This is a genomic window from Mycobacterium syngnathidarum (genome assembly GCF_001942625.1).
Classification (GTDB): Bacteria; Actinomycetota; Actinomycetes; order Mycobacteriales; family Mycobacteriaceae; genus Mycobacterium; species Mycobacterium syngnathidarum.
This window is the reverse complement of record NZ_MLCL01000061.1, coordinates 55433-81339: the sequence shown is the minus strand read 5'-3', so window position 1 is coordinate 81339 and position 25907 is coordinate 55433. Positions and strand designations below refer to the sequence as shown.

Below are 25907 nucleotides of genomic sequence, written 5' to 3'. Positions count from 1 at the left end.
GAGATCCCACATGACAGCGTCCATCGGTTTGGGAATGCCCGCACCCCCGGCGCCGACCCTGGCGCCGCGGCGCAAGACCCGTCAGCTCGATGTGGGTGGTGTCGGCATCGGTAGCGAGCACCCGATCGCGGTGCAGTCCATGTGCACCACCAAGACCCATGACGTCAACGCGACATTGCAGCAGATCGCGGAGCTGACCGCGTCGGGCTGCGACATCGTGCGGGTGGCCTGTCCCCGGCAGGAGGACGCCGACGCGCTCGCCGAGATCGCCCGGCACAGCCAGATCCCGGTGATCGCCGACATCCACTTTCAACCCAAGTACATCTTCGCCGCGATCGACGCCGGATGCGCTGCCGTGCGCGTCAACCCCGGCAACATCAAGGAGTTCGACGGCCGGGTCAAAGAGGTGGCCAAGGCCGCGGGCGACGCGGGCATCCCGATCCGCATCGGCGTCAACGCCGGATCGCTCGACCCCCGGTTGATGAAGAAGTACGGCAAGGCCACGCCCGAGGCTCTCGTCGAGTCCGCGCTGTGGGAGGCCTCGCTGTTCGAGGAACACGGCTTCGGCGACATCAAGATCAGCGTCAAGCACAACGATCCGGTGATCATGGTCGAGGCCTACACCCAGCTGGCCGCCCAGTGCGACTACCCGCTGCACCTCGGAGTCACCGAAGCGGGCCCCGCGTTTCAGGGCACCATCAAGTCCGCGGTCGCATTCGGCGCATTGCTGTCCAAGGGCATCGGCGACACCATCCGGGTGTCGCTGTCGGCCCCGCCGGCCGAAGAGGTCAAGGTGGGCAACCAGATCCTGGAGTCGCTGAACCTGCGGCCCCGCGGTCTGGAGATCGTGTCGTGCCCGTCTTGCGGTCGGGCCCAGGTCGACGTGTACACCCTGGCCAACGCGGTGAGCGCAGGCCTGGATGGGCTGGACGTCCCGCTGCGGGTCGCAGTGATGGGGTGCGTCGTCAACGGTCCGGGCGAGGCCCGCGAAGCCGATCTCGGGGTTGCCTCCGGCAATGGCAAGGGTCAGATCTTCGTCAAGGGCGAGGTCATCAAGACCGTGCCCGAGGCGCAGATCGTCGAGACGCTGATCGAAGAGGCAATGCGGCTGGCTGCCGAAACAGGCACAGATGGCGAGTCTGATCATGCGAGCGGTTCGCCTGTGGTGACCGTAAGCTGATAGCGACCCTGTGAGCGGGGTCACCCAGCCTCGGCATTAACAGAGAGAATCGTCTATGTCGGCTCCACCACTGTTCCGTCTCGTCGATGAGCGCCGAGTCTCCGTGGTGCGCGACGCCACCCCTTGCCTGCAGGTGTTCGACGAAGATCCGGTGGGCTCGTGCATGGTGGCCGCCCGGGTCGCCGAGTTCGGGGTCGAGCACGGCGCGATCGGCGGCGAACTGTGGACCAGGCGCGGTGTCACCGAGTCACTGTGTTACGCCGGGCCCAATCTGATCCCGTTGCGCGGGGACGCCGAGGATCTCAAGGCGTTCTCGGACAAGGCGATGAGCACCGCGCGTCGCTGCTCGTCTCTGGTCGGCCGGGCCGAGTTGGTCCTGCCCATGTGGCGGCGGCTGGAATCGGTGTGGGGCACCGCACGTGACGTCCGGGAGCAACAACCCTTGATGGCGCTCAACTCGATGCCGAACTGTGCGATCGACCCGGCGGTCCGCCCGGTGCGCATGGAGGAACTCGACGCCTATCTGGTGGCGGCGATCGACATGTTCATCGGCGAGGTCGGTGTCGACCCACGCCTCGGTGACGGCGGCCGGGGCTACCGCCGCCGCATCGCCGGCCTCATCGCTGCGGGACGGGCGTGGGCCCGGTTCGAGCGCGGCGAAGTGGTGTTCAAGGCCGAGGTCGGGTCGCAATCGCCGTCGGTCGGCCAGATCCAGGGTGTGTGGGTGCATCCGGAGTGGCGCGGCCACGGGTTGGGCACCACCGGAACAGCGTCGCTGGCGGCCGCCGTGGTGGGCTCGGGCCGCATTGCCAGCCTGTACGTCAACAGCTACAACACCGTGGCGCGAGCAACGTACGCCCGCATCGGGTTCGAACAGGTCGGCACGTTCGCCACCGTCCTGTTGGACTGAGCGACTTGGACTGAGCGACGCCATCACGGCCGGGCTGTGGCGGCCCGTTCCAGAAGGTCATCGACGGACCACTGATCATCCGCGTGGGCACCGTATTTCGCGGCCGGCACCGCACCGTTGGGTGCGATGAGGAAATCCGCGGGGAGCCCGAGCCGTCCACCGGCTTGTCTGGCGGCCGGAGCGCGGAAGCGTCCGCGCACGGTCAGGGCGCCGCCCCGGACGATCGCCGGCCAGCTGCGGGGATCGAGCAGGGCACGGGGGCTGGATTCGACGCCGAACTGCCGGTATACGTTCCTGTCCGGATCGGCGATCGTGGCGAACGGCAGATCCGCTGTGTGCTCGGCCAATTCGGCTGCGGGGCTGTGGAAGAAGACCACCTCGCGGATGCCGGCGGCCCGGATCTCAGCGTGCCGCGCCACGAACGACTGCAGGTGCAGATTGCAGATCGGACAACCCGCGAACCGCCTGAACTGGAGATGTACCAGACTGTCCGGATCCGGTACCGGGATGTGTTCGCCTGTGACACTGAGGAATTGGTTTCGGCCGACCGTCGTGGGTGGGTTGGAGGTGGATGGAGCCATGACTTCTCCTTGGCTAGCGTGCACCGTACGCCTATGGTCGCCAGTATAAGCGTACGGTGTACTCTGTCAATCGTCATGCCACGCCCCCGTTCACTCAGCCAGGTCCAGGTCGCCGCCGCTGCGCTCGCGGTGATCGATGCCTGCGGCCTGCAGGGCCTGTCGATGCGCGCTGTGGCCCGCGAACTCGGCATGGGCACGATGTCGCTCTACCGGTATGTCGCCGATCGCGACGAGCTCGAAGCGATGGTGGTGGACCTCGTCCTCGACGGGGTCGATCCCGGGCCGCCCCGCGGTTCGGCGCGCCATCAGCTCGCCGAGCTCGCGGAGCGGGTGCGCACCGCAGCCGGGCGGCATCCCGCGGTGGCGCCGCTCATCCTCACGCATCGGCACCGCTCGCCCGCGTCGTTGAATTGGGGTGAATCGGTGCTCGCTGTGCTCACCGCCGCGGGGTATGACGGGAAGCGACGGGTCTACGCGTTCCGGGCGCTGTTGGCCTACATTTTCGGGGCGCTGGAAATCGAGATGCTGGGTAGCCTGGCCGGGCCGGGAACCGACGCCCTGGCGAGTTTGCCGGTAAATGAGTATCCCTTGCTGTCCGAGACTGCGGCGGTCGCGGGCGGTATCGAACCGCACGAGGAGTTCCGGCGCGGTCTCGAAATCCTGTTGCGTGCGCTGGAGGTCTGACGACGGCAACCGGTCGGTCTCACCACAGTCTCGGTTCTATCTCGGTGCGCCTCCGCCGAATCCGGCGCAGACGTTTCTAACATCAGCCACAATGGCAACTCAAACATCATCAGTCACACGGGCCGGGGGACTTTTGACGGTGCTCGCGGTCGTCGGGGTAACCGCGCTGAGCGCGTGCACCCCGCGCCCGGACGGGCCCGAACCCGCCGCAGAGCGGTTCTTCGCCGCGCTGGCATCTGGTGACACCGCGGCCGCCGCGGAGCTGGCCGACCGGCCCGAGGACGCCAAGACCGCCCTCGGCGAAGCCTGGAACGGACTACAGGCCACCGGCCTCGACGCGCAGATCCTGGGTTCGAAGTACGCCCAGGACACCGGCAGCGTCACCTATCGGTACACGTGGCATCTGCCCAAGAACCGCACCTGGACCTACGACGGGCAGCTCAACATGATCCGCGACGAGGGCCGGTGGGAGGTGCGCTGGAATGCCACCGGGCTGCACCCGAGGCTGGGGGAGAACCAGACGTTCGCTCTGCGGGCCGACGCCCCCCGGCGGGCCTCGGTCAACGAGCGCGGCGGTACCGATGTCCTGGTGCCCGGTTACATCTACCACTACGCGCTGGATGCCAGGGCGGCCGGCGCCGCGCTGATGCCGACGGCGCGGGCGGTCGCCGACGCGCTGCGGGGCTTCGACCCGGCCCTGGGTGATCCCCAAGTGCTTGCCGAGCGGGCCAGCGCATCGGCACAACCGATGAGCCTGATCACCCTGAAGCGAGCCGACAACGACCGCGTCGCGGCCGCGATCGGGCGGCTCCGCGGCGTCGTGATCACGCCGCAGCCCGAAATGTTGCCCACCGACGAGACTTTCGCTCCGGTGATCGTCAACGAAGTCAAGAAATCGGTAGCCGACCAACTCGCCGGTCAGCCGGGCTGGCGAGTGGTCACGGTCAACCAGAACGGCGTCGACGTCGACGTGCTCAACGAGGTGGCGGGCGATCCGGCCCCGTCGATCACCATCAGCCTCGATCGAGCCGTGCAGGACGCCGCGCAGAATGCGGTCGACACCACCGGCAAGCAGGCGATGATCGTCGCGATCAAACCTTCCACGGGGGAAATCCTGGCCGTTGCGCAGAACCGGGCCGCCGATGCGGCCGGACCGCTCGCGACAATGGGCCAGTTCCCGCCCGGTTCGACGTTCAAGATGATCACCGCGGGGGCCGCCATCGAACGCGACATGGCAACGCCCAACACGCTTTTGGGTTGCCCAGGCACGCTCGACATCGGGCATCGCACCGTCACGAACTATGACGCGTTCGATCTCGGCATGGTGCCGATGTCGCGGGCATTCGCCAACTCGTGCAACACCACCTTCGGTGAACTCGCCAGCCGGATGCCGCCGCGCGGTCTGACCCAGGCCGCCGCGCGCTACGGCATCGGCACCGACTACCAGGTCGACGGGATCTCCACCCTGACCGGTTCGGTACCGCCGACGGTGGACCTGGCCGAGCGCACCGAGGACGGTTTCGGTCAGGGCAAGGTGCTGGTCAGCCCGTTCGGGATGGCATTGGCCGCCGCGACCGTGGCGGCCGGTAGGACCCCGGTGCCGCAACTCATCGAGGGCCGCCAGACCATGGTCGACCGCGCGGGCGCCCCGATCAGCGCGAAGATGGTCGACGGGCTGCGGCCGATGATGCGCCTGGTGGTCACCAACGGCACGGCAAAAGAACTCAACGGGCTCGGCGATGTACGTGGGAAGACCGGCGAGGCGGAGTTCATGGGTGGCTCGCATTCCTGGTTCGCCGGCTATCGCGGGGACATGGCGTTTGCGGCGCTCATCGTCGGCGGCGGAAGTTCGGAGTACGCGGTGCGGATGTGCAAGACCATGTTCGACGGGCTGCCCCCGGCCTATCTGGCCTGAACGGCGGTACCGTTGAACCTGCCATGACAGGGATCAACGAACAATCCGTGGACCTTCGGGTCTCCGATGCCGATCGCAACGGCACACTGCGGCGGCTGCACAATGCCGTCGCGCTCGGACTGATCGACATCGCAGAGTTCGAGGAACGCTCGGCGATGGTGTCGCGCGCTCGCCTGCATTCGGACCTTGACGCGTTGGTGGGTGACCTGCCGGGCCCTGGCGCGATCGTGACCACCGCCACCGATCGCGTCGAGTTGCGCGGCGTGCTCGGTTCGCTGAAGCGCCAGGGTGAATGGACGGTTCCCACCCGGCTGGCGCTGGTACGTCGGATGGGTTCGGTCGAACTGGATCTGACCCGGGCCCGGTTCGCCGGGCCGATGGTCGTGATCGAGCTGGACATGAGATTCGGGTCGGTGGACATCCGGTTGCCCGAAGGGGCCAGCGCATCGATCGACGACGTCGAGGTGATCGTGGGCAGCGCCGACGATCATCGCCGCGACGCGCCGGCCGACGGCACCCCGCACATCATCCTCACCGGCAAGGTGGTGTGCGGTTCTGTCGACATTCGTGGGCCCCGCCGGAACTGGAAGCTGACGCTGCGCCGGGCCTGACGTCAGCGCGACTCAGCGTGGTTCAAGCACCGCGAATGTCAGCGTCGCGCGCGCGGCCAGCCGATCGCGGGTGACGTCGGTGACATCCACCGATGTCACGATCAGTCGTTTGCCGGCCCGTACGACCTTCGCCTCGGCGCGGGCGGTGCCCATGATCGGGGCCAGAAAGTGGATGTTGAGGTCGGCGGTCGTCACGTCGTAACCGACGCCGGAGGCATTGCCTGCCAGCATGCCCGCGGCGATGTCGATCAGGGTGGCCACCAGCCCGCCCTGCAGGGCGCCGCGCACGTTGGCGAGGTCCGGCCGGTTGTCCATCTCCAGCACCAGCCGGTCGGCGCTCGACTCCACCTCGCGGTAATCCAGCATTTCCAGGACATGAACGGTCTCGGTCATCGCCGCGCCTCAATCACCCCCGTACGGTAACACCATTACCGTTTGACGAGAGGGCCGCTCTCTGCCGGTGCACCGCAGCGCCTCGGTCGGGATGGGCGACGATTAAGCTGTCCACATGCCAGTTCGTACCGCCCTGCGCCCCGGCGTGCAGTCCCCGACCCTGCCGGTTCCGAAGTCGATCCCGCGGCCGGAATACGCGTGGAAGTCCACCGTGCAGGAGGGCAGCGAACCCTGGGTGCAAACCCCCGAGGTGATCGAGAAGATGCGCGTCGCGGGACGGATCGCGGCCGCGGCCCTGGCCGAGGCCGGCAAGGCGGTGGCGCCCGGCGTCACCACCGACGAGTTGGACCGCATCGCCCACGAGTACATGCTCGACCACGGTGCCTACCCGTCGACGTTGGGCTACAAGGGGTTTCCCAAATCGTGCTGCACCTCGCTGAATGAGGTGATCTGCCACGGTATCCCGGACTCGACCGTGATCGAGGACGGTGACATCGTCAACATCGACGTCACCGCCTACATCGACGGTGTGCATGGCGACACCAACGCCACCTTCCTGGCCGGCGAGGTCTCCGAAGAGCATCGGCTGCTCGTCGAACGCACCCATGAGGCGACCATGCGCGCCATCAAGGCCGTCAAGCCCGGGCGCGCGCTGTCGATCGTCGGCCGCGTCATCGAGGCCTACGCAAACCGGTTCGGTTACAACGTTGTTCGTGATTTCACCGGCCATGGCATCGGCACCACGTTCCACAACGGCCTGGTGGTGTTGCACTACGACCAGCCGGCGGTCGAGACCGTGCTGGAGCCGGGCATGACATTCACCATCGAACCGATGATCAACCTCGGGTCGCTGGACTACGAGATCTGGGACGACGACTGGACCGTGGTGACCAAAGACCGCAAGTGGACCGCCCAGTTCGAGCACACCCTGGTGGTCACCGACGACGGCGCCGAGATCCTGACCCTGCCGTGACACTTCTCGCGCAACGAATATGAGCGGCGCGCTGCTGGTCGCAGGGACAACCTCCGACGCCGGTAAGTCAATGGTCGTGGCCGGGTTGTGCCGGCTGCTGGCCCGCGACGGCCTGTCGGTGGCGCCGTTCAAGGCGCAGAACATGTCGAACAACTCGGCCGTGACCGTGGACGGCGGGGAGATCGGCCGGGCCCAGGCCATGCAGGCCCGCGCGGCCGGGCAGGCCCCGAGCACCCGCTTCAACCCGATCCTGCTCAAGCCCGGCGGGGACCGCACGTCGCAGTTGGTGATCCGGGGCCGGGTGGCCGGAACGGTGGCCGCCGGCGACTACTTCACGCACCGCGAGCGGCTGGCCGCGGTGGTCGCCGAGGAATTGGCCTCACTGCGATCTGAATTCGACGTGGTGATCTGCGAAGGTGCGGGCTCGCCGGCCGAGATCAACCTGCGCGCGACCGACCTGGCGAACATGGGGCTGGCCCGGGCCGCGGATCTGCCCGTCATCGTGGTGGGCGACATCGACCGCGGCGGCCTGCTGGCCCATCTCCACGGCACCGTGGCCGTCCTCGAGCCCGAAGACCAGGCGCTCATCGCGGGATTCGTCGTCAACAAGTTCCGCGGTGACCCAGCCCTGCTGGAGCCGGGCCTGCGCCAGTTGCGTGAGCTGACCGGCCGCCCCACCTACGGGGTGATCCCGTTCGACGACGGAATCTGGCTCGACACCGAGGATTCGGTATCGGTGCGGCCAGGTGGCATGGTCGGCACACCGCAACCGCCCCGCGGGCCGCAGTCGCTCACCGTCGCCGCGATCAGGCTGCCGCGCATCTCCAACTCCACCGACATCGAGGCCCTGGCCTGTGAACCGGGCGTGGTGGTGCGCTGGGTGGCCGATGCCGCCGACCTGGCCGGCGTCGACCTCGTGGTGATCCCCGGCAGCAAGGCCACCGTGAGTGATCTGGCATGGATGCGTCGACGTGGCCTGGCCCAGGCGATCCTCGGGCACGCCGCGCAGGGGCTTCCGGTGCTCGGGGTGTGTGGCGGATTCCAGATGCTGTGCCGTCGTATCGACGACGCGGTCGAATCCTCGAGCCTGCAGCCGGTAGAAGGTCTCGGTCTGCTCGACGCCGACATCGAGTTCGCCGTCGACAAAACCCTGCGACATTGGGAAAAGCCCTTGTGGGGCTACGAAATTCATCACGGCCAGGTGGCCCGCGCGGCCGCCGATGACTGGCTCGGGGTCGGGCTGCGCCGTGGCGCGGTCTACGGCACGCACTGGCACGGCCTGCTCGACAACGACCGCTTGCGCCGAGACTGGCTCACCGAAGTCGCCCACCGCGCCGGTCGCAGCGGGTTCGTGGTTGCCGACGACACCGACGTGCCGGGCCGGCGGGACGCTCAGCTGGATCGGATGGCCGACCTGCTGGCCGCCCACCTGGACGTCACGGCCGTGATGGAACTGGTGAGGCAGGGGGCGCCACCGCGGCCCACCATGACCACTGCACTGACCGTCGTGGCCCGGTAATGCGCCCGGTAACCGGCGGGCCCGACCAGTGCATCTTCCTCGCCTTCGAAAACAGCGGCAGCTGGGCGGTTTTCGGTACCAAGGCCGATGGATCGCCCAGCCGCTGACGCAGACGTCAAGACAATGTTGATTTCGGCCCGCCCGTCGCTACTGGACGGTAGTTTGTCCGAATGCTTACCACCGTCGCGACGATCGACGGATTCACCACACCCGTCGACGTCTCGGGACCCGAGCAGGGTTCCACCGTGGTAGTGCTCAGCGCCGGCCACCACGGTCCGGCCGCATACGAGCCGATCTGCCGGCGCTTGCACACCGCTTCACTGCGTACGGTGATCATCGGTCCCGATCCGCGGCTGACCGCCAAGTCGGTGGTCGGGATCCTCGACTCACTCAACATCAGATGGGCGCTGTTGGTCGGCGACCGCCTCGGGGGAGAACTTGCCTGGGAGCTCGCGGCGACCAGACTGGACAAGTTCATCGGTCTGGTGGTGGTGGATCGCGGGCATCCCCGCGTCGCCGACGCCACCGGGGCAATCCGTGACGACGACTGCCCCCCGGTCGAGATGAACACCACCGTGCTCGTCAGCTCCCCGGCCGCCCGCGCCGTCGCCAAGGCCAGCCAGCGCTATGTGTACGGAGACTTCCGGCTCGTGGAGATCGCGGGACGACGCAATGCCGGTGACTCGACCGCCCAGCTCGCAGCCGAGATCGTGCTGCGCACCAGCAGTTGGTGACCTCGGCTCAGGTTCAGCTGCGCTCCTGCGCTCGTATCGCCCGCCGTTTGCCACGCTGGGGTGGCTGTCGACGCCGAGCGCCACGCTGGAGTGACAGGTGCGGGTGGCATGCGCGTGCCGAGCCTGCTCCACGCGAACGCTCAGTCGGTCGCTTCCGAAGGGGTCCAGGCCTGCGGTAGTCCCGGCTGCTGCGGGAACAGGAAATCCACGAACGCGGCCGCGGTGGGTTGGGGCTCGTGGTTGGCCAGGCCGGGCCGTTCATTGGCCTCGATGAAGACGTACTCTCGGCCCGTCACATCGGGAACCAGCAGGTCGATGCCCGTCACCGGTATGCCGATCGCCTCGGCCGCTGCCACACCGACCCGGCACAGCTCGGGATTGACCTCCGCGGTGACATCATGAATCGTCCCGCCCTGGTGAAGGTTGGCCGTACGCCGCACTCGTAGCCGTTCCCCCTCGGGCAACACGTCGTCGAAGGACCAGCCGGCCTCGGCGACGGTGCCCTTGGTGACGTCGTCGATCGGGATCCGTGATTCTCCGCCGGTGGCCGCTGCCCGGCGGCGCGACTGTGCCTCGATGAGCTCACCGATGGTGTGCTTGCCGGTGCCGACGACCTCGGCGGGCCTGCGGATGGCCGCGGCCACCACCTTGCTGTCGATGACGACCAGGCGAAGATCGTCGCCGGGGGCACGCTGCTCGATCAGCACCTCCGGATACTGCTCGCGCGCCCGGTGCAGCGCTGCGTCGAGTTCTTCGCCGCCGTCCACGCCGACGGTGATGCCCTTGCCCTGCTCGCCACGCGTGGGCTTGACCACCACGTCGCCGACCTCGGCCAGGAACTCGTGATCCTCGTTGTTGAAGGTGGCGAGCCGGCCTTTGGGCACCGTGATCCCGGCTTCGGAGACGATGCGCCGGGTCTGGCGTTTGTCGTCGCAGCGGGCCATGGCCACCGCGGAGGTGAACTCCGACAGCGACTCTCGGGTGATCACGCTCCGCCCACCGTGGGACAGCTTCATCTCGCCGGCGCCGGCGTCGAGCACCTCGACCCGGATGCCGCGGCGCATCGCCTCGTCGGCGATGATGCGCGCATACGGATTGAGATCGTCGACCGTCTCGGGTGGATGGGTGAACAACGGCTCGTTGATCGCGTTCTTGCGTTTGACGGCCAGCACCGGCACCCGATGGAAGCCAAGCTTTTCATACAGCGCGATGGCGGCCGAATTGTCATGGGCCACCGACAGATCCAGGTAGGCCCGGCCGCGTTCACGGAATATGCCGGCCAGCGTGCGGGTCAGCGCATCGCCGACGCCGGGCAGCCCGGCCGCCGGGTCCACCGCCAGGCTCCACAGGCTCGACCCGTCCTCCGGATCGGCGAACAACCGCTTGTGGTCCACGCCGGTGACAGTGCCCACCACGGCGCCGTCGTCGTCGCGCACCGCGACCAGATAGACCACCGCGGGCGTCAGGGTGTGGTTGTGCCAGATGACGTCGATGGGCGCGGGCACCATCCCGCACCGCACGTACACCCGGTTCATCGCGTCGGCGTCCATCGGTGTCTGCAGGGTGCGCACCGTGAAGCCGAGCGGTTCGGCCGCGTCGAGTTCGTCAGTGAACCGCAGCCGGTAGGTGTGGCTCGGGTCGATGAACAACTCGGTGGGGGACCGGGCTACCAACACATGCGATTCACGGGCGTAGATACAGATGTCGCGGCGGCCCGGGCCTTCCCGCTGCAGCACCTCGGCGAGTTGTTCGGGATCGGCGAAGGTCTGCCCGAAAATCAATCGGCCCCAACCCAATTCGAGAACCACATCGTCGGCCATGGCATCGACGAGGTGTTGCGGTGAGGCATCGTGCAGGCCCAGGGTGATCGCCTCGGTGTGATCGGGGTGATCGCTGTGCTCAGGCCCCAACGAGGCTGCCGACGCGTCATGGTCAGTCGCCGTCACGCCGCAGCCCCCGTCACGCCGTGGCGCTGCAGCCACAACTCCAGCAGCGCGATCTGCCACAACTCATTGCCCCGCAGCGGGGTCAGCCTGCCGTTCGGGTCGGCCAGTAACCGGTCGACAGCCTCGGGACGAAACAGACCGCGCTCCTTGGCTTCCGGTGCATACAACGCATTGCGGACCATGTCCAGGTACGGCCCCTCGAGGTGGGTCAGCGCCGGGACCGGGAAGTACCCCTTGGGTCGGTCGATCACCGCTGCCGGAATCACTCGGCGCGCAGCCTGTTTGAGCACGCCTTTGCCCCCGTACGCGGTCTTCAGGCCGGGCGGGCAGGTGGCAGCCAGCTCGACGAGCTCGTGATCGAGGAACGGCACGCGGCCTTCCAGACCCCAGGCCATGGTCATGTTGTCGACCCGCTTGACCGGATCGTCGACCAGCATCACCGTGGTGTCCAGTCGCAGCGCCCGGTCCACGCCGGTTTCTGCGCCCGCCGCGGCGAAGTGGTCGGTGACGAAAACCCCGCTGGGATCGCCCTCATTCCGGTAGCCGTCGCTGATCAGCGCGCTCACCCCGGCGCTGTCGCGGTCGAAGAACGCCCCGCGGTAGCTGGCCACCGAACCTTCGAGGCCGGCGGCGCCCGGTTCGGCCATCGGCGGATACCAGTGATACCCGGCAAAAACCTCGTCGGCGCCCTGACCGGACTGCACCACCTTGACATGCTTAGCCACTTCTTGGCTCAGCAGATAGAAGGCCACACAGTCATGGCTGACCATCGGTTCGCTCATCGCGGCGATGGCGCCGTCGAGGGCAGGCAGCATGCGGTCGGTGCCGATGCGGATCTGATGGTGGTCGGTCTCGAAATGCTCGGCGACGATGTCGGAGTACTTGAATTCGTCGCCGGCCACCCCGCCGACAGACTCGAAACCGATCGAGAAGGTGGACAGGCCGTGTTGGCCCGCCTCGGCGAGCAGACCGACGATAAGGCTGGAATCGACGCCGCCGGACAGCAGGCATCCGACTGGGACGTCGGCCACGAGCCGGCGTTCGACCGCGCGCCGCAGCGACTCCAGAACCGCGTCCTCCCAGTCCCTTTCCGACCAGTCGGACCGATCGGCGTGCCGCGTGAAGTCGGGCGACCAGTACACCGTGGTGTGGCGGCTGCCGTCGGGTTCGATGGCGAGCACGCACGCCGGCGGTACCTTCTTGATGCCCTGCAGGATCGTCAGCGGAGGCGGCACCACCGAGTGGAACGTCAGGTAGTGGTGCAGCGCGATCGGGTCGATCCGGGTGTCGACACCACCGCCGGCCAGCAGGGCGGGCAGCGATGAGGCGAACCGGATCCGGTGGTTGTCTTCGGTGATGTAGAGCGGCTTGATTCCCAGCCGGTCCCGGCCCAGCAGCACCCGGCCGGTGTCGCGCTCGACGATCGCGAACGCGAACATCCCCTGCAGGTGCTCGACGAACCGGTCACCCCAGTGGTGATAGGCCTTGAGCAACACTTCGGTATCGCTGTGCGAGAAGAAGCGGTAACCATGCCCCGACAGCTCCCGGCGCAGCTCTTGGTAGTTGTAGATGCAGCCGTTCCAGCAAACGGTCAGACCCAGTTCGGGATCGACCATGGGCTGGGCGCCCGCTTCGGTCAGGTCAATGATTTTCAGGCGGCGGTGACCCAGTGCGACCCGGCCTTGCGACCACACACCGGCCGCATCCGGACCTCTGGGTGTCATCGCGTCTGCCATGGCCGACACCGCGGAAATATCCGGTGTCCGGCCATCGAGACGCACCTCCCCGGCGGCTCCACACATCAGTTCGACCCTACACAGGATTCGGCGACGGCGCGTCACCAACGGTGTGTCGGGTACGTGACCAGGACATGTCGGACGGTGGCCCTATTCTCCTCGCATGAGGCCTGGATTCGGCTTCGGGATTGCCCGTGATGAGCTGATTCGCGATTTCGGCGCGCAGACGACCGTGCGGGGCGAACGCTACGCCGCCGAAGGCCGCGTCCGCGACATCGAGTTCGATTCCGATGAGCGTCTGCTGCGCGGGCGGTGCGTGGGCTCGCATGGTCAGCTGTACATCCTTGAGGTCGGGCTCTCGCCCGGAAGTCGGGCTGTCGTGGAGTGGGCATTGTGTTCATGCCCGGTCGGGTCGTTCTGCAAACATGCGGTCGCGCTGGTGCTGGCGGTGGTTCCTTCTGACCCGGAGCAGCCGCTGGTCGAGCGCTGGCGTTACGTGCTCGACAACGTGCTCGGCGAAGTCACGGTGCCCGAGGGCGGCGGCAAGCCGATTGCGCTGGAATTCTCGGTGCGCGGTCCGACCCGCTACCGTCCGGGCGCAACGCTGATGCTGCGCCCGCGCAGCCTCGGCAAACGGGGTACCTGGATCACCCGCGCATTGACGTGGCGGCGCCTCGTCGATCATCCCGATCCCGGCGAGTTCGAGCGCGACCAGTATCGGGCGGTCCGGGCGCTGGTGTCGGAGGTCGCGCGCTACTCCGAGCCGCACGGCAGCGACGCGATGATGCTCAACGGCATGCCCGCCACCCTGTGGCCCCGGCTCGCCGAGGTGCTCGATGCCGGCGTCACCATCCTGGCCGATGCCGCCTGCGGCATCAGCGCGGTCGAGTTGGCCAAGAACGTCCACCTGCGCTTGGACTTCGCGGCCGAGTCCGGCGGCGGTGCGGTGATGTCGGTGGCGCTGATCGTCGACGGACAAGACAGCGACTCCGACGGCGTCGGGTTGATCGGCATGCCGGCCCCGCACGGGATGTTTCAGGTTGTCGACTCGGTGCTACGCCTGGGCGCCTTCGACCCGGTGCCGGGGCGCACCATGGCCGAGCTGCTGGCCCACCGCGAGCAGGTGCACATCCCGGCCGACATGGGACGCGAACTCGCGGTGGACATTCTGCCGCGCCTGGCCGGCACCGTGGACCTGGAAGTGGCTGACGGCCTGTTCGTTCCACCGACCATCACGGGCCCGATCCCCGCACTGACGGTCCAGATCGCCGACGGTGGCGCGCGGGCCTTCTGGAGTACCCGGTACGAGGTCAACGATCAGCACCACGATTTCGACCCGATGTCGGTGTCGGGTCTGATCGGGTACCGGGACGCTGCCGCCGAACAAGCGCTCTGGGAGCGGGTGACACCTGCGCTGCAAGCCGTCGCGGCGGCGGCACGGGACTGGAAACGTCAAGCGGCACAGCACGTGAATCGCCGGATAACGACGACCCTGGACACCGACGCCGTCCACGAGCTGCGCGCCATCGTAAACGCCGCGAGCCCCGGGCAGGCGGTAGCGGTGGCGTCTGGGCGCACGCTGCTCGGCGGGGTGAACCTGACCCTGGTGGAGGCTGCGGTGCTGTGCGACCAAACCCTGCCGCAGTTGGACTGCTTCGCCGAACTGCGGATCGATACCGACGTCCGGCATCGGGCGGCTGCTGGCGACCCGGTCCTGTCGTTTTCCGGGGACACCTCGCTGCCGGGGGACTGGTTCAACCTGAACATCACTGTCGGCGTCGACGGCGAGACCGTGGCCTTGGCCGAGGTCATCCGTGAATTGACCTCCGGCGCGACGCATATGCTCCTTCCCTCGGGCATCTACTTCCGGCTGGATACTCCGGAGCTGGTCCGGTTGCGGGCACTGCTCGACGAGGCGCGGGCGCTCGGCGAGATCGACGGCGACCAGGTCAATGCCGCGTCGATGAACATCACCCTGTGGGACGAACTGCTCGAGCTCGGTGTCGTCGACGAGCAACTCGCCCGGTGGCGGGCCCACCTGGCGCGGCTGGCCGCGGCCCGCCCTCCGGTGCCCGTCGACCCGCCCGCCGAGCTCGACGCCGAGCTGCGCGACTATCAGCGCGACGGGCTGGACTGGCTTGCGTTCCTGTGGGACAACGGGATCGGCGGGGTGCTCGCCGACGACATGGGCTTGGGCAAGACCGTGCAGACTTTGGCGCTCATCACCCGCGCGGTGACCGCCGGCGCGGGCAAGTTCCTGGTGGTGGCGCCGACCAGCGTGGCGCGTAACTGGGTGGCCGAATGCCGCAAGTTCGTTCCCGGGCTGAACGCGGTGGTGGTGACTTCGACCGATGCGCGGGCAAGTGTCGCATTGGCCGAACAGGTGGCCGAGGCGGATATCGTCGTCACGTCCTACACGCTGCTGCGCATGGATGTCGCGGCGTACTCGCAAATCCAATGGGCCGGAATCGTTCTCGATGAAGCGCAGTTCGTGAAGAATCACCACAGCAAGACTCACCAGGCCGCGCGCCTGCTCGACGTGCCGTTCAAGTTGGCCATCACCGGCACCCCGATGGAGAACAACCTGATGGAATTGTGGTCGCTGCTGTCCATCACGGTGCCCGGGCTCTTCCCTTCTCCCAAGGTGTTCGAGACCTATTTCCGCAAGCCGATCGAATCGGGCTCGGCCGACGACCTGTTGCCGGTCTTGCGCAGGCGGATCAAGCCGGTGTTGTTGCGCCGCACGAAAAGTCAGGTTGTCGGCGAGCTTCCGCCCAAGAGCGAACAGGTGCTCACCATCGGGCTCAGTGCCAAGCACCGCAAGGTCTACGACACGCGGCTGGCCCGCGAGCGGCAGAAGGTGTTGGGGCTGCTCGGCGACTGGGAGAAGAACCGGTTCCAGATCTTCCGGTCGCTGACCCTGCTGCGGCAGCTGAGTCTGCACCCCGGATTGGTCGACGACTCGGCTCGTTCGGTGGGGTCGACCAAGATCGACTTCCTGGTCGAACAACTCGATCAGTTGGTCGCCGAGGGCCACAGTGCGTTGGTGTTCAGCCAGTTCACCGGGTTCCTCGGCATCGTGCGAGCGCATCTGGATGCGGCGGGTATCGGTTACAGCTATCTGGACGGCTCTGTCGACTCTGCCGGAAGGGCCAGAGCCATCGAGGAGTTCGGCGCCGGCAACTCGCGGGTTTTCCTGATCAGCCTGAAGGCCGGCGGATTCGGGCTCAATCTCACCGCCGCCGACTACTGCTTCCTGTGCGACCCGTGGTGGAGCCCGGCCGCCGAGGCGCAAGCCGTCGACCGGGCCCACCGCATCGGGCAGACCCGACCGGTCACCGTCTACCGCCTGGTCTCCGAGGACACCATCGAGGAGAAGGTGGTCGCACTGCAGGACCGCAAGCGGGCCCTGTTCGCCGCCGTGGTCGACGACGGCGACCTGTTCGGCTCGGCCATCACGGCCTCCGACATTCGTGAACTGCTCGGGTGATCGGCTCGGCAATTCTACGCCGGAGGCACTGCAGCCCGTTATTGGTCTGATGTCCTACCTTTAAGGGGTGACAATCGTGCTGACTCGGGGCACGATCATCACGTCATCGGCAAGGCAATGGTCGGCTGGACCCCACGTTGGCCACCGAGTCCCACACGGACAGGAGGGTGCGCAATGAGCCAGAACCCCGGCATGCTGGCACGAGCCGACCTGGAGCAAATGGTGGCGGCTGGTGAGATCGACACCGTGATCCTCGCCTTCTGCGATATGCAGGGCCGGCTGACCGGGAAGCGGGTTTCGGGCCGGTTGTTCGTCGAGGAGGTCGCCGCCCACGGTGCCGAGTGTTGTAACTACCTGCTCGCGGTCGATGTCGACATGAACACCGTGGACGGTTACTCGATGTCGAGTTGGGACACCGGCTACGGCGACATGGTGATGACCGCCGATTTCAGCACCTTGCGGTTGGTCCCGTGGCTGCCCGGTACCGCGTTGGTGATGGCCGATCTGTCGTGGCTCGACGGCCGTTCCGTCGAGCAGGCGCCCCGCAGCATCCTCAACCGCCAGATCGACCGGCTGGCCGAGCGCAACCTGGTGCCCTATGTGGGGACCGAGCTCGAATTCATGGTGTTCGACAACACGTTCCGCGAGGCCTGGGCCGCGGGCTATCGCGACCTGACACCGGCCAGCGACTACAACGTCGATTACGCCATGATGGCGTCCACCCGGATGGAGCCGCTCTTGCGTGACATCCGGCTCGGCATGGAGGGGGCGGGCCTTTACTGCGAAGGGGTCAAGGGGGAGTGCAACCTCGGCCAGCAGGAGATCGCCTTCCGCTACGACCACGCTCGCCGCACGTGTGACAACCACACCATTTACAAGAACGGTGCCAAGGAGATCGCCGATCAGCACGGCAAGAGTCTGACGTTCATGGCGAAATTCGATGAACGCGAGGGCAACAGCTGCCACATCCATATCTCGCTGCGGGGTGAGGACGGGGCGCCGGTCTTCGCCGACGAGGCGGGCCCGCGCGGGATGTCGCCGATGTTCGGCAGCTTCATCGCCGGCCAGCTGGCCACGCTGCGCGAGCTGACCCTGTTCTACGCACCGAACATCAACTCCTACAAGAGATTCGCCGACGGCAGCTTCGCGCCCACCGCCATTGCCTGGGGCGTGGACAATCGCACCTGCGCGTTGCGGGTGGTCGGCCAGGGCTCGGGCATGCGGGTGGAATGCCGGGCGCCCGGCGGCGACGTCAACCAGTACCTGGCGGTGTCGGCGCTGATCGCCGGTGGCCTGCACGGTATCGATCACGAGCTGGAGCTGCCCGATCCGCTGCCTGGCAACGCCTATGCCAGTGAGGCGCAACGGTTGCCCACCACCCTGGCCGAGGCCGCCGAGCTGTTCGCGAAGTCCGAGGTGGCACGCACCGCGTTCGGGGACGACGTCGTCGAGCACTATCTGAACAATGCGCGGGTCGAACTGGCGGCGTTCAACTCCGCGGTGACCGATTGGGAAAGGGTGCGCGGGTTTGAGCGGCTCTGAGATGTGCGGTTCGCGCACCCACCCGATCATCGGGATGACCACTTATCTGCAGCAGGCGCAGACCGGGGTCTGGGATGTGCAGGCGAGTTTCCTGCCGCAGGTCTACTTCGAGGGCGTCACCCGAGCCGGTGGTATCGGCGTCCTGCTGCCCCCACAACCCGTCGACGGTGACATCGCCCACCGGGTGCTCGACGGTGTCGACGGTCTGGTGATCACCGGCGGCCCCGACGTCGATCCGGCACGCTACGGCCAGCAACCGCATCCGGCCACCAACGCGCCGGCCACCGCTCGCGATGCCTGGGAGTTCGCACTGCTGGAAGCCGCACTGCGGCGCAGTACGCCGGTGCTCGGCGTGTGCCGGGGTGCCCAGGTGCTCAACACGGCACTGGGTGGCACCCTGCATCAGCACCTGCCCGACGTGATCGGGCATACCCATCATCAGTTGGGCAATGCCCAGTTCGGCACGTCGTCGGTGCACACCGTGCCCGGCACCCGACTGGCCGGTCTGATCGGTGAGACATCCGACGCGCAGTGCTATCACCACCAAGCCATCGACCGACTCGGTACCGGCCTGGTGGTCAGCGCTCGCGACGACGACGGTGTGATCGAGGCGGTCGAGCTGCCCGGCGAGGCATTTGTGCTGGGCGTCCAGTGGCACCCCGAGGAGACCCTCGATGACCTACGGCTGTTCGCCGCTGTCGTCGAGGCGGCCAGAACCTATGCGACAGAGAGGATCTCATGACATCGAGCCAGGTCGTCAACCCGGCCACCGAGGAGGTGCTGACCACGGTCGACCTCCTCGACGTGAGCGCCGTCGACGACGCGGTGACCCGTGCCGCAGCCGCGCAACGGGCCTGGGCCCGGCTGGCGCCGGCCGAGCGAGCCGCGGCGCTACGCGCTTTCGCCGCCGTCATCGATGCCCACATCGATGAGCTGGCTGCCCTGGAGGTGGCCAATTCCGGGCACCCGATCGGGCAGGCGGAATGGGAGGCCGGCCACGTCCGGGATGTCCTGCAGTACTACGCCGCCACCCCGGAACGCTTGAGCGGCAAGCAGATCCCGGTGGCCGGTGGCTTGAACGTCACGTTCAACGAACCGCTCGGTGTCGTCGGGATCATCACCCCGTGGAACTTCCCGATGACCATCGCGGCCTGGGGGTTCGCCCCGGCGCTGGCAGCCGGCAATGCGGTGGTGCTCAAGCCCGCTGAGTGGACTCCGCTGACCACGATCCGGCTCGGCGAGCTCGCGATCGAATCAGGTTTGCCGGCCGGGCTTTTCCAGGTGCTGCCGGGCAAGGGGTCGGTGGTGGGGGAGCGCTTCGTCACCAATCCGGGCGTGCGCAAGGTGGTGTTCACCGGCTCGACCGAGGTGGGGATGCGGGTGATGGCCGGGGCGGCAGCTCAGGTCAAGCGGGTCACGCTGGAGTTGGGTGGCAAGAGCGCCAACATCGTGTTCGACGACTGCGATCTGGAGAAGGCGGCGGCCACCGCGCCCTACGGGGTGTTCGACAACGCCGGGCAGGACTGCTGCGCCCGTAGCCGGATCCTGGTGCAGCGCAGTGTCTATGACCGTTTCATGGAGTTGCTGGAGCCGGCCGTCAAAGGTGTCGCGGTCGGAGATCCCAAGGTTCGTGACACCGAGATGGGCCCTTTGGTTTCGCGTCCGCACTGGGAGTCGGTGTCGTCGTACGTACCCGACGGGGCGCCGGTGGCATTTCGGGGTTCGGCCCCCGAGGGTCCCGGATTCTGGTTTCCGCCAACGGTGCTGACGCCGCAGCGCACCGACCGCACGGTGACCGACGAGATCTTCGGCCCCGTGGTGACCGTGCTGCCGTTCGAGGACGAGGCCGACGCCATCGCGCTGGCCAACGACACGCCCTATGGCCTGTCGGGTTCGATCTGGACCGACAGTCTCTCGCGTGCGGTGCGGGTCTCGCGGGCGGTGGATTCGGGCAATCTCAGCGTCAATTCGCACTCGTCGGTGCGCTACAACACCCCCTTCGGGGGTTTCAAGCAGTCTGGGCTGGGACGCGAACTGGGCCCTGACGCGCCGCTGTCTTTCACCGAGACCAAGAACGTATTCTTCGCAACAGAGGAGCTGTAGATGGATCTGACCCAGCGTCTGGCCGGCAAGGTCGCCGTCATCACCGGCGGCGCCGGCGGCATCGGTCTGGCCACCGGCCGCCGGCTGCGCGCCGAGGGCGCCACCGTCGTGGTGGGCGATATCGACGCCACCACCGGGGAGGCTGCCGCCGACGAGCTCGACGGGCTGTTCGTCGGCGTCGATGTGTCCGATCAAGATGCCGTCGACCATCTCTTCGACACTGCGGCAGCAACATTCGGCTCGGTGGACATCGCCTTCAACAACGCCGGGATCTCACCTCCCGAAGACGATCTGATCGAGACCACCGAGCTGCCCGCCTGGCAGCGGGTGCAGGACATCAACCTGAAGTCGGTGTATCTGTCCTGCCGAGCGGCGCTGCGCCACATGGTGCCCGCTGGCAAGGGCTCGATCATCAACACCGCGTCGTTCGTGGCAGTCATGGGTTCGGCCACCTCCCAGATCTCCTACACCGCGTCCAAGGGCGGCGTGCTGGCGATGTCCCGCGAACTCGGTGTGCAGTACGCGCGGCAGGGCATTCGGGTCAATGCGCTGTGCCCCGGCCCGGTCAACACCCCGCTGCTACAGGAGCTGTTCGCCAAGGATCCCGAGCGTGCGGCCCGGCGGCTGGTGCACATCCCGCTGGGCCGTTTCGCCGAGCCCGAGGAGTTGGCCGCCGCGGTGGCGTTCCTGGCCAGTGACGACGCCTCGTTCATCACGGGCTCGACGTTCCTGGTCGACGGGGGCATCAGCTCCGCGTACGTGACGCCGCTGTGACACCCTGGTAGCTCGCCATGGCAGCCGAACCGGATCCACAGCAAGCCGCAACAGAGCCTGATTCGCAGCCCGCTGCGGCCGGTGCACTGCTGCGCCCGGTCCGGTTGGGCAATGCCTTCGAGGACACCGTGGGCCGGCTACTGGAGACGATCCGGCTGGGGGTGCTGGGTCCGGGGGAGTCGTTGCCGCCCGAGCGTGAGCTGGCGGCTCGCCTCGGGGTCAGCCGCGACACGGTCCGGGACGCCATCAAATCCCTGGCCGACGCCGGCTACCTGGTGTCCAAACGGGGCCGCTACGGCGGCACTTTCCTGGCCGCTGAGCTACCTGCGCTGCCCACGGCCAGCCATCGCCCGACCCGCGAGGAGATCGACGACGCGTTGCGGTTGCGCGAGATCCTTGAGGTCGGAGCGGCGCGGATGGCGGCCGGGCGCACGCTGAGTGCGGCAGAGCGCGACGGGCTCTGGTCACGGCTGGCCGATGTCCGGGCCGCCGGACCCGACGATTACCGGCGGTTGGATTCGCGGCTGCACCTGGCCATCGCGGAGGCGGCCGGGTCACCGTCGCTGGTGCCGTTGGTCGCCGAGAACAGGATGCGGCTCAACGCCCTGCTGGATCAGATTCCGTTGCTGGCCCGCAACATCGCCCACTCCGACGAGCAGCACGAGGAGATCGTGATGGCGATCCTGGCCGGGGACAGCGAACGGGCCGCCGCGGCCATGCTGGCCCACGTCGGGGGATCGTCGGCCTTGCTGCACGGCTTTCTGGATTAGATTCGTATCGTGGACCAGCACGGTAAGGCCGGCCAGGTCGAGCGCGCGACATCGGCACTGGCGGACGTCGACACGTCAGGGTGGGCGCAGCGCTTCGACCTGCTGTCGGATCCGCACCGGCTGGAGATCCTGCTCGGTTTGCACCGGGCGCCCGGGATCTGTGTCGGTGATCTGGCCGCGGCCCTGGGGCGTTCGGAGAACGCGGTATCGCAGGCTTTGCGGGTGCTGCGCGAACAGGGTTGGGTCATCGCGACTCGGGCGGGCCGCACGGTGAACTACCGGCTGGACGACGAGACCGTGCACGACCTGCTGCATTGGATCGGTGCACGGCACGGCTGACGGGGTTCTCATCTGTTCATATGGACAGATATCGGCGGTCGCCTTAGGCTCGATCGATGACCACCGGTGCATCGCAGGCAACCGCCCGATCCGCCCGATTGGCAACCCGATTCGATCGCGCGGACTGGACATCCATCGCCGCTGTCACCGGATTCGTCCTGCTGCTGCATGCCATCGGTTGGGGCGTACTGGTTTTCGGCGTGGCCCCGCAACACATCACCTTGGGCTCGGCCGGCGTGTTCGGGGTGGGCCTCGGTGTCACGGCGTACCTGCTGGGGGTGCGTCATGCCTTCGACGCCGATCACATCGCGGTCATCGACAACACCACCCGAAAACTGGTCGGTGAGGGAACCCGGTCGGTGTCGGCCGGATTCTGGTTCTCACTCGGGCATTCGAGCGTGGTGTTCGGGCTGGCTCTGCTTCTGGCGCTGGGGGTACGGGCGCTCGTCGGCCCGGTGCAGGACGCCGACTCCACGATGCTGCAGACCCTCGGGCTGGTGGGCTCGCTGGTGGCCGGCACGTTCCTGATCCTGGTCGGGCTGACGAATCTGTTCGCGGCGGTCGGGATCGCCAAGGTATTCCGGGCCATGCGCAGCGGTGAGTACGACGAGGCCGAGCTCGAACGCCAGCTCGACAACCGGGGCTTCGTCGCCCGCCTGTTGGGCCGGGTGATGCGTCGGGTCAACAAGCCATGGCATCTGTACCCGGTGGGCTTCCTGATGGGGCTGGGCTTCGACACCGCCAGCCAGGTCGCGTTGCTGGTGCTGGCGGCGGGAACGGCGGCCTTCACCCTGCCCTGGTACGCGATGCTGGTGCTGCCCGTGCTGTTCGCGGCGGGGATGAGCCTGTTCGACAGCCTGGACGGCATCTTCATGTCGCGGGCCTACGGCTGGGCCTTCCTGCAGCCGGTGCGCAAGGTGTACTACAACCTGACCGTCACGGTGTTGTCGGTGATCGTGGCGCTGGTGGTCGGGGTGATCGTGCTGACCGGCCTGCTGGTCGAGCGTCTCGGCATCACGACGGGGCCGTTGGCGTTCGTCGGGTCGGCCGACCTGGAGTTCGTCGGATTCGCGATCGTCGGACTCTTCGTGGTGAGCTGGCTTGTGGCGCTGGCGGTCTGGCGATTCGGCCGGATCGAGCAGCGCTGGGCCGTCCGGGCCTAGTCCGTCAGGCCCAGCAGCGCGTTCTCGATCACCTCGGGCAGGGCCGGGTGAATCCAGTACTGGCCGCGGGCGATCTCGTGAGCGGTCTGTCCGAAGCTCATGGCCTGGATCAGCGGCTGGATGATCGCGGACGCCTGGTAGCCCATGATGTGGGCGCCCAGGATCTTGCCGGTGGCCCGATCGCCGATCAGCTTGGCGACGCCGGTGGTGTCCTCCATGGCCCAGCCGTAGGCGGTGTCGCCGTAGGCCTGAACCTTGGTGACGTAGTCGTAGCCCTCGTCGCGGGCCTGCTCCTCGGTCAACCCCACCATCGCGATCTGAGGTTCGGTGAACACCGCCGACGGTACGAACCGGTGATCGCTGCGCACCATTGAATCGGTGTCATCCCAGTCGCGCAGCAGGTTCTCCTTGACCACCCGTGACTCGTGGTTGGCCACATGCTTGAGCTGATACTCCGAGGACACGTCGCCGAGGGCGAAAATGCCACGCGCGGTGGTGCGTTGGTAGTCATCGACGATGACCAGGCCGTCCTCGTCGACCTCCACCCCGGCGAGCTCGGCGTCGAGCAGGTCGCCGTTGGGCACCCGGCCGGTGGCCACCAGCAACATGTCGGCAGGCAGCGTCTTGCCGTCATCGAGCTCGAGCACGATCTTGTCTCCGTCGTGGTGGGAGCCGATCACGTTCTCATGCGTACGCAGATCCCACTTCTCGGCGGCCAGCGCGCTGAACTCGTGGCAGATCGTCGCGTCGCAATGACTGAGCAGGCAGTCGCCACGCACCACGATCGTGACCCGTACGCCCAGTGCCGAGAACACATGAGCGAACTCGGCTGAGACGAAACCGCCGCCGACGATCACCAGGTGCTCGGGGAGTTCGGGGATGCGCATGACGTCGTCACTGGTGTAGTACGTCACGCCGCAGTCCACGATGGCCGGCGGGACGTAGGCGCGCGACCCTGCAGCGATCACCACCTGATCGCTGCTGAATTCGTCCCCGGCCTCGGTACGCAGCGTGTAGCGGCCGTCGGCGCTCTTGGGTCCGAACCGGGTGTGGCTGGCGTACACCGTGATGTGCGGGTCGTTGCGGCGGTAGTCCTCGCCGCCGGCGGCGATGGGATCGATGCGGCCGAACACCCGGGACACGACGTCCGGCCATCGCACCTTGTCGATGTGGGAATCGATGCCGAACCGGGCGGAATTCTCGATCGTGGCGGCCACGTCGGCGGCGTAGACGAACATCTTGGTGGGGATACAGCCGACGTTGAGGCAGGTGCCGCCGAAGGTGCCCTGTTCGCAGATCGCGACTTTCTTGCCGGCGTAACGCTCGTCGAGAATGCTGTTCCCCGAGCCGGTGCCGATGATCGTCAGGTCGTAGTGCTCCATGTGTGCGCCCTATCCGGAAGATGTTGTGCTCGGCCAGGTTTGACGGCTCAGGTAAAAATCGAGCCAGCGATCGAGCTCGTGGTAGGCCGCCGCCCTGGCGTCGGCCACCGAAAGGAAGACGTCGTGCTTGGCGTCGGTGATGGGCGCCACCGTGGTGTGGTTGCCCACGCAACCGGACCACCGCGCGATCTGGCGTACGTCGAGGACGGCGTCGCCGCGCTGCATCGCTGCCGGATCCGAAGTTTCGGTGACACTGCGGTCCGACCGCAGGATCAGATTCGGTACGCCGACGTCCAGCCCACGGTGCAGGCGGGCCTGTCCGCGGCGGATCGCGTTGATCCATCCGAATGTCACGGGGAAGCCTCCCAACGGCTTCCACTCCAGGTTGTAGTCGAACTCGCCGCCGTAGTCGCGGTGCAGCGTGGTGCCGTAACCGCCTTCGGTGGGTTTGCGGATCACCGACAGCTTGCGCATCCGAGCCAAGGCGATCAAGGCGGCCGACGTGGGCGCGGTGCGCAGGATGGCCGGGCCGTGCAGGTCGAAGAACGGACTGTTGAGCACCAAGCCGCCGACGTGATGGGCGGCCAACCGGCCGCTTCGGCGCAGACGGTCGGCGAACAAGGTCAGGATCAGCCCACCCGCCGAATGGCCGTACAGGCACACCGCGGCGTCGCCGGTGTCGGCCGCGATGACGGACAGGGCCTCTTCCAGTTGGGTGTCGTAACGCGCCAGATCGGTGGTGAAGTGCGGGGTCTGTCCGTCGTGGCGGGACCGCCCGCACTTGGGCAGGTCCAACGCGTAGAACGAGAACCCGCGATCGGCGAATCGATCGGCGAGTTCGGTGTGGAAGAAGTAGTCGGTATAACCGTGCAACGCCAGTACGGCGTGGCCCGTCCCGGCTGATGCCGTGCCGCCGGGGCCCCGCCGCACCAGCGTGGCCACCAGGTCGCCCTCGCCGTCAGGATCGGGCCCGGCATCGATGGTGTGCTGCCAGAACCCCGGTAATACATCCGGCTCCCACTCGGGCTCCCGTGACGTCACGGTTCCACCCTAAACCGAACCAATGCGGAGGCTTGCCTCCGTTTGTCGTCGGGACGGCCGGCAACCTTGGATCGGGATCACAATCAGCGCATCCGCCACGTCGCGCCGCTCGCGGACGGGC

General features: G+C 67.3%; 22 protein-coding genes. 16 read left to right on the top strand and 6 right to left on the bottom strand.

All coding sequences use genetic code 11. The features are described from left to right. Positions 1-10 precede the first annotated feature (10 nt). Positions 11-1180: a flavodoxin-dependent (E)-4-hydroxy-3-methylbut-2-enyl-diphosphate synthase gene (gene ispG, locus BKG60_RS15390; RefSeq protein ID WP_171054961.1), complete on the top strand. Its 1170-nt coding sequence runs from the start codon at positions 11-13 to the stop codon at positions 1178-1180. 55 nt (positions 1181-1235) lie between these two features. After that, complete coding sequence (locus tag BKG60_RS15385) at positions 1236-2090, top strand: GNAT family N-acetyltransferase (protein WP_070944096.1); 855 nt, start codon at positions 1236-1238, stop codon at positions 2088-2090. A gap of 23 nt (positions 2091-2113) precedes the next feature. Here BKG60_RS15385 and BKG60_RS15380 read toward each other — a convergent pair whose 3' ends face one another. Next, the gene (locus tag BKG60_RS15380; RefSeq protein ID WP_070944095.1) at positions 2114-2671 is read right to left on the bottom strand and encodes a peroxiredoxin-like family protein; all 558 of its coding nucleotides are present in this window, start codon (positions 2669-2671) and stop codon (positions 2114-2116) included. A gap of 75 nt (positions 2672-2746) precedes the next feature. Here BKG60_RS15380 and BKG60_RS15375 point away from each other — a divergent pair, with 75 nt between their 5' ends. The 3 genes from BKG60_RS15375 (at position 2747) to BKG60_RS15365 (ending at position 5881) form a co-directional block, all read left to right on the top strand. After that, positions 2747-3355, top strand: coding sequence for a TetR/AcrR family transcriptional regulator (locus BKG60_RS15375; protein WP_070944094.1), 609 nt, complete (start codon positions 2747-2749; stop codon positions 3353-3355). Between the two features lie 91 nt (positions 3356-3446). Then, complete coding sequence (locus BKG60_RS15370) at positions 3447-5270, top strand: penicillin-binding transpeptidase domain-containing protein (RefSeq protein WP_075909752.1); 1824 nt, start codon at positions 3447-3449, stop codon at positions 5268-5270. A 23-nt stretch (positions 5271-5293) separates the two neighbouring features. Next, positions 5294-5881: a DUF1707 SHOCT-like domain-containing protein gene (locus BKG60_RS15365; protein WP_070944093.1), complete on the top strand. Its 588-nt coding sequence runs from the start codon at positions 5294-5296 to the stop codon at positions 5879-5881. 12 nt (positions 5882-5893) lie between these two features. On the opposite strand, the gene BKG60_RS15360 is transcribed toward BKG60_RS15365, so the two are convergent. Then, positions 5894-6274 (bottom strand): PaaI family thioesterase, encoded by a 381-nt coding sequence (locus tag BKG60_RS15360; protein ID WP_070187974.1) that lies wholly within the window; start codon positions 6272-6274, stop codon positions 5894-5896. Between the two features lie 115 nt (positions 6275-6389). Here BKG60_RS15360 and map point away from each other — a divergent pair, with 115 nt between their 5' ends. From map to BKG60_RS15345, 3 genes are all read left to right on the top strand, one after another. Beyond that, entirely contained in the window at positions 6390-7247 is an 858-nt protein-coding gene (gene map / locus BKG60_RS15355; protein ID WP_070944092.1) for a type I methionyl aminopeptidase, read from the top strand. Between the two features lie 19 nt (positions 7248-7266). Next, the gene (locus BKG60_RS15350) at positions 7267-8766 is read left to right on the top strand and encodes a cobyric acid synthase (RefSeq protein WP_075909751.1); all 1500 of its coding nucleotides are present in this window, start codon (positions 7267-7269) and stop codon (positions 8764-8766) included. Between the two features lie 170 nt (positions 8767-8936). Further along, positions 8937-9500: an alpha/beta fold hydrolase gene (locus BKG60_RS15345; RefSeq protein ID WP_070187977.1), complete on the top strand. Its 564-nt coding sequence runs from the start codon at positions 8937-8939 to the stop codon at positions 9498-9500. A 140-nt stretch (positions 9501-9640) separates the two neighbouring features. Here the strand turns inward: BKG60_RS15345 and ngg are convergent, their stop codons facing one another. Then, positions 9641-11446 (bottom strand): N-acetylglutaminylglutamine synthetase, encoded by a 1806-nt coding sequence (gene ngg, locus BKG60_RS15340; RefSeq protein ID WP_423226856.1) that lies wholly within the window; start codon positions 11444-11446, stop codon positions 9641-9643. Then, positions 11443-13248: an N-acetylglutaminylglutamine amidotransferase gene (locus BKG60_RS15335; RefSeq protein ID WP_070944090.1), complete on the bottom strand. Its 1806-nt coding sequence runs from the start codon at positions 13246-13248 to the stop codon at positions 11443-11445. The genes ngg and BKG60_RS15335 overlap by 4 nt, the downstream gene beginning before the upstream one ends. A 97-nt stretch (positions 13249-13345) precedes the next feature. Between BKG60_RS15335 and BKG60_RS15330 the strand changes: the two genes are divergently transcribed. The 8 genes from BKG60_RS15330 to nicT all read left to right on the top strand — a co-directional run bounded on the left by BKG60_RS15330 (position 13346) and on the right by nicT (position 23363). Continuing rightward, positions 13346-16672: a DEAD/DEAH box helicase gene (locus BKG60_RS15330; protein ID WP_075909750.1), complete on the top strand. Its 3327-nt coding sequence runs from the start codon at positions 13346-13348 to the stop codon at positions 16670-16672. Positions 16673-16846: 174 nt separating this feature from the next. Further along, positions 16847-18214 (top strand): glutamine synthetase family protein, encoded by a 1368-nt coding sequence (locus BKG60_RS15325; RefSeq protein ID WP_075909749.1) that lies wholly within the window; start codon positions 16847-16849, stop codon positions 18212-18214. Position 18215: 1 nt separating this feature from the next. Next, positions 18216-18956 (top strand): gamma-glutamyl-gamma-aminobutyrate hydrolase family protein, encoded by a 741-nt coding sequence (locus BKG60_RS15320; protein ID WP_207553884.1) that lies wholly within the window; start codon positions 18216-18218, stop codon positions 18954-18956. After that, positions 18953-20317 carry an aldehyde dehydrogenase family protein gene (locus BKG60_RS15315; RefSeq protein ID WP_075909748.1) on the top strand — a complete coding sequence of 455 codons (1365 nt, stop codon included), beginning with the start codon at positions 18953-18955 and terminating at the stop codon, positions 20315-20317. Before BKG60_RS15320 ends, BKG60_RS15315 begins: the two co-directional genes overlap by 4 nt. After that, entirely contained in the window at positions 20318-21091 is a 774-nt protein-coding gene (locus BKG60_RS15310) for a 3-oxoacyl-ACP reductase (protein WP_070187983.1), read from the top strand. 17 nt (positions 21092-21108) lie between these two features. Beyond that, positions 21109-21861: a FadR/GntR family transcriptional regulator gene (locus BKG60_RS15305; protein WP_075909747.1), complete on the top strand. Its 753-nt coding sequence runs from the start codon at positions 21109-21111 to the stop codon at positions 21859-21861. Between the two features lie 9 nt (positions 21862-21870). After that, on the top strand, positions 21871-22200 hold the full coding sequence (locus tag BKG60_RS15300; protein ID WP_171054962.1) for an ArsR/SmtB family transcription factor: 330 nt from the start codon (positions 21871-21873) through the stop codon (positions 22198-22200). 56 nt (positions 22201-22256) lie between these two features. After that, positions 22257-23363: a Nickel transporter NicT gene (gene nicT / locus BKG60_RS15295; RefSeq protein WP_070187986.1), complete on the top strand. Its 1107-nt coding sequence runs from the start codon at positions 22257-22259 to the stop codon at positions 23361-23363. On the opposite strand, the gene mtr is transcribed toward nicT, so the two are convergent. Then, complete coding sequence (mtr, locus tag BKG60_RS15290) at positions 23360-24745, bottom strand: mycothione reductase (protein ID WP_075909746.1); 1386 nt, start codon at positions 24743-24745, stop codon at positions 23360-23362. The genes nicT and mtr overlap by 4 nt on opposite strands. A gap of 9 nt (positions 24746-24754) precedes the next feature. Beyond that, positions 24755-25786 (bottom strand): alpha/beta hydrolase, encoded by a 1032-nt coding sequence (locus BKG60_RS15285; protein ID WP_075909745.1) that lies wholly within the window; start codon positions 25784-25786, stop codon positions 24755-24757. Positions 25787-25907 lie beyond the last annotated feature (121 nt).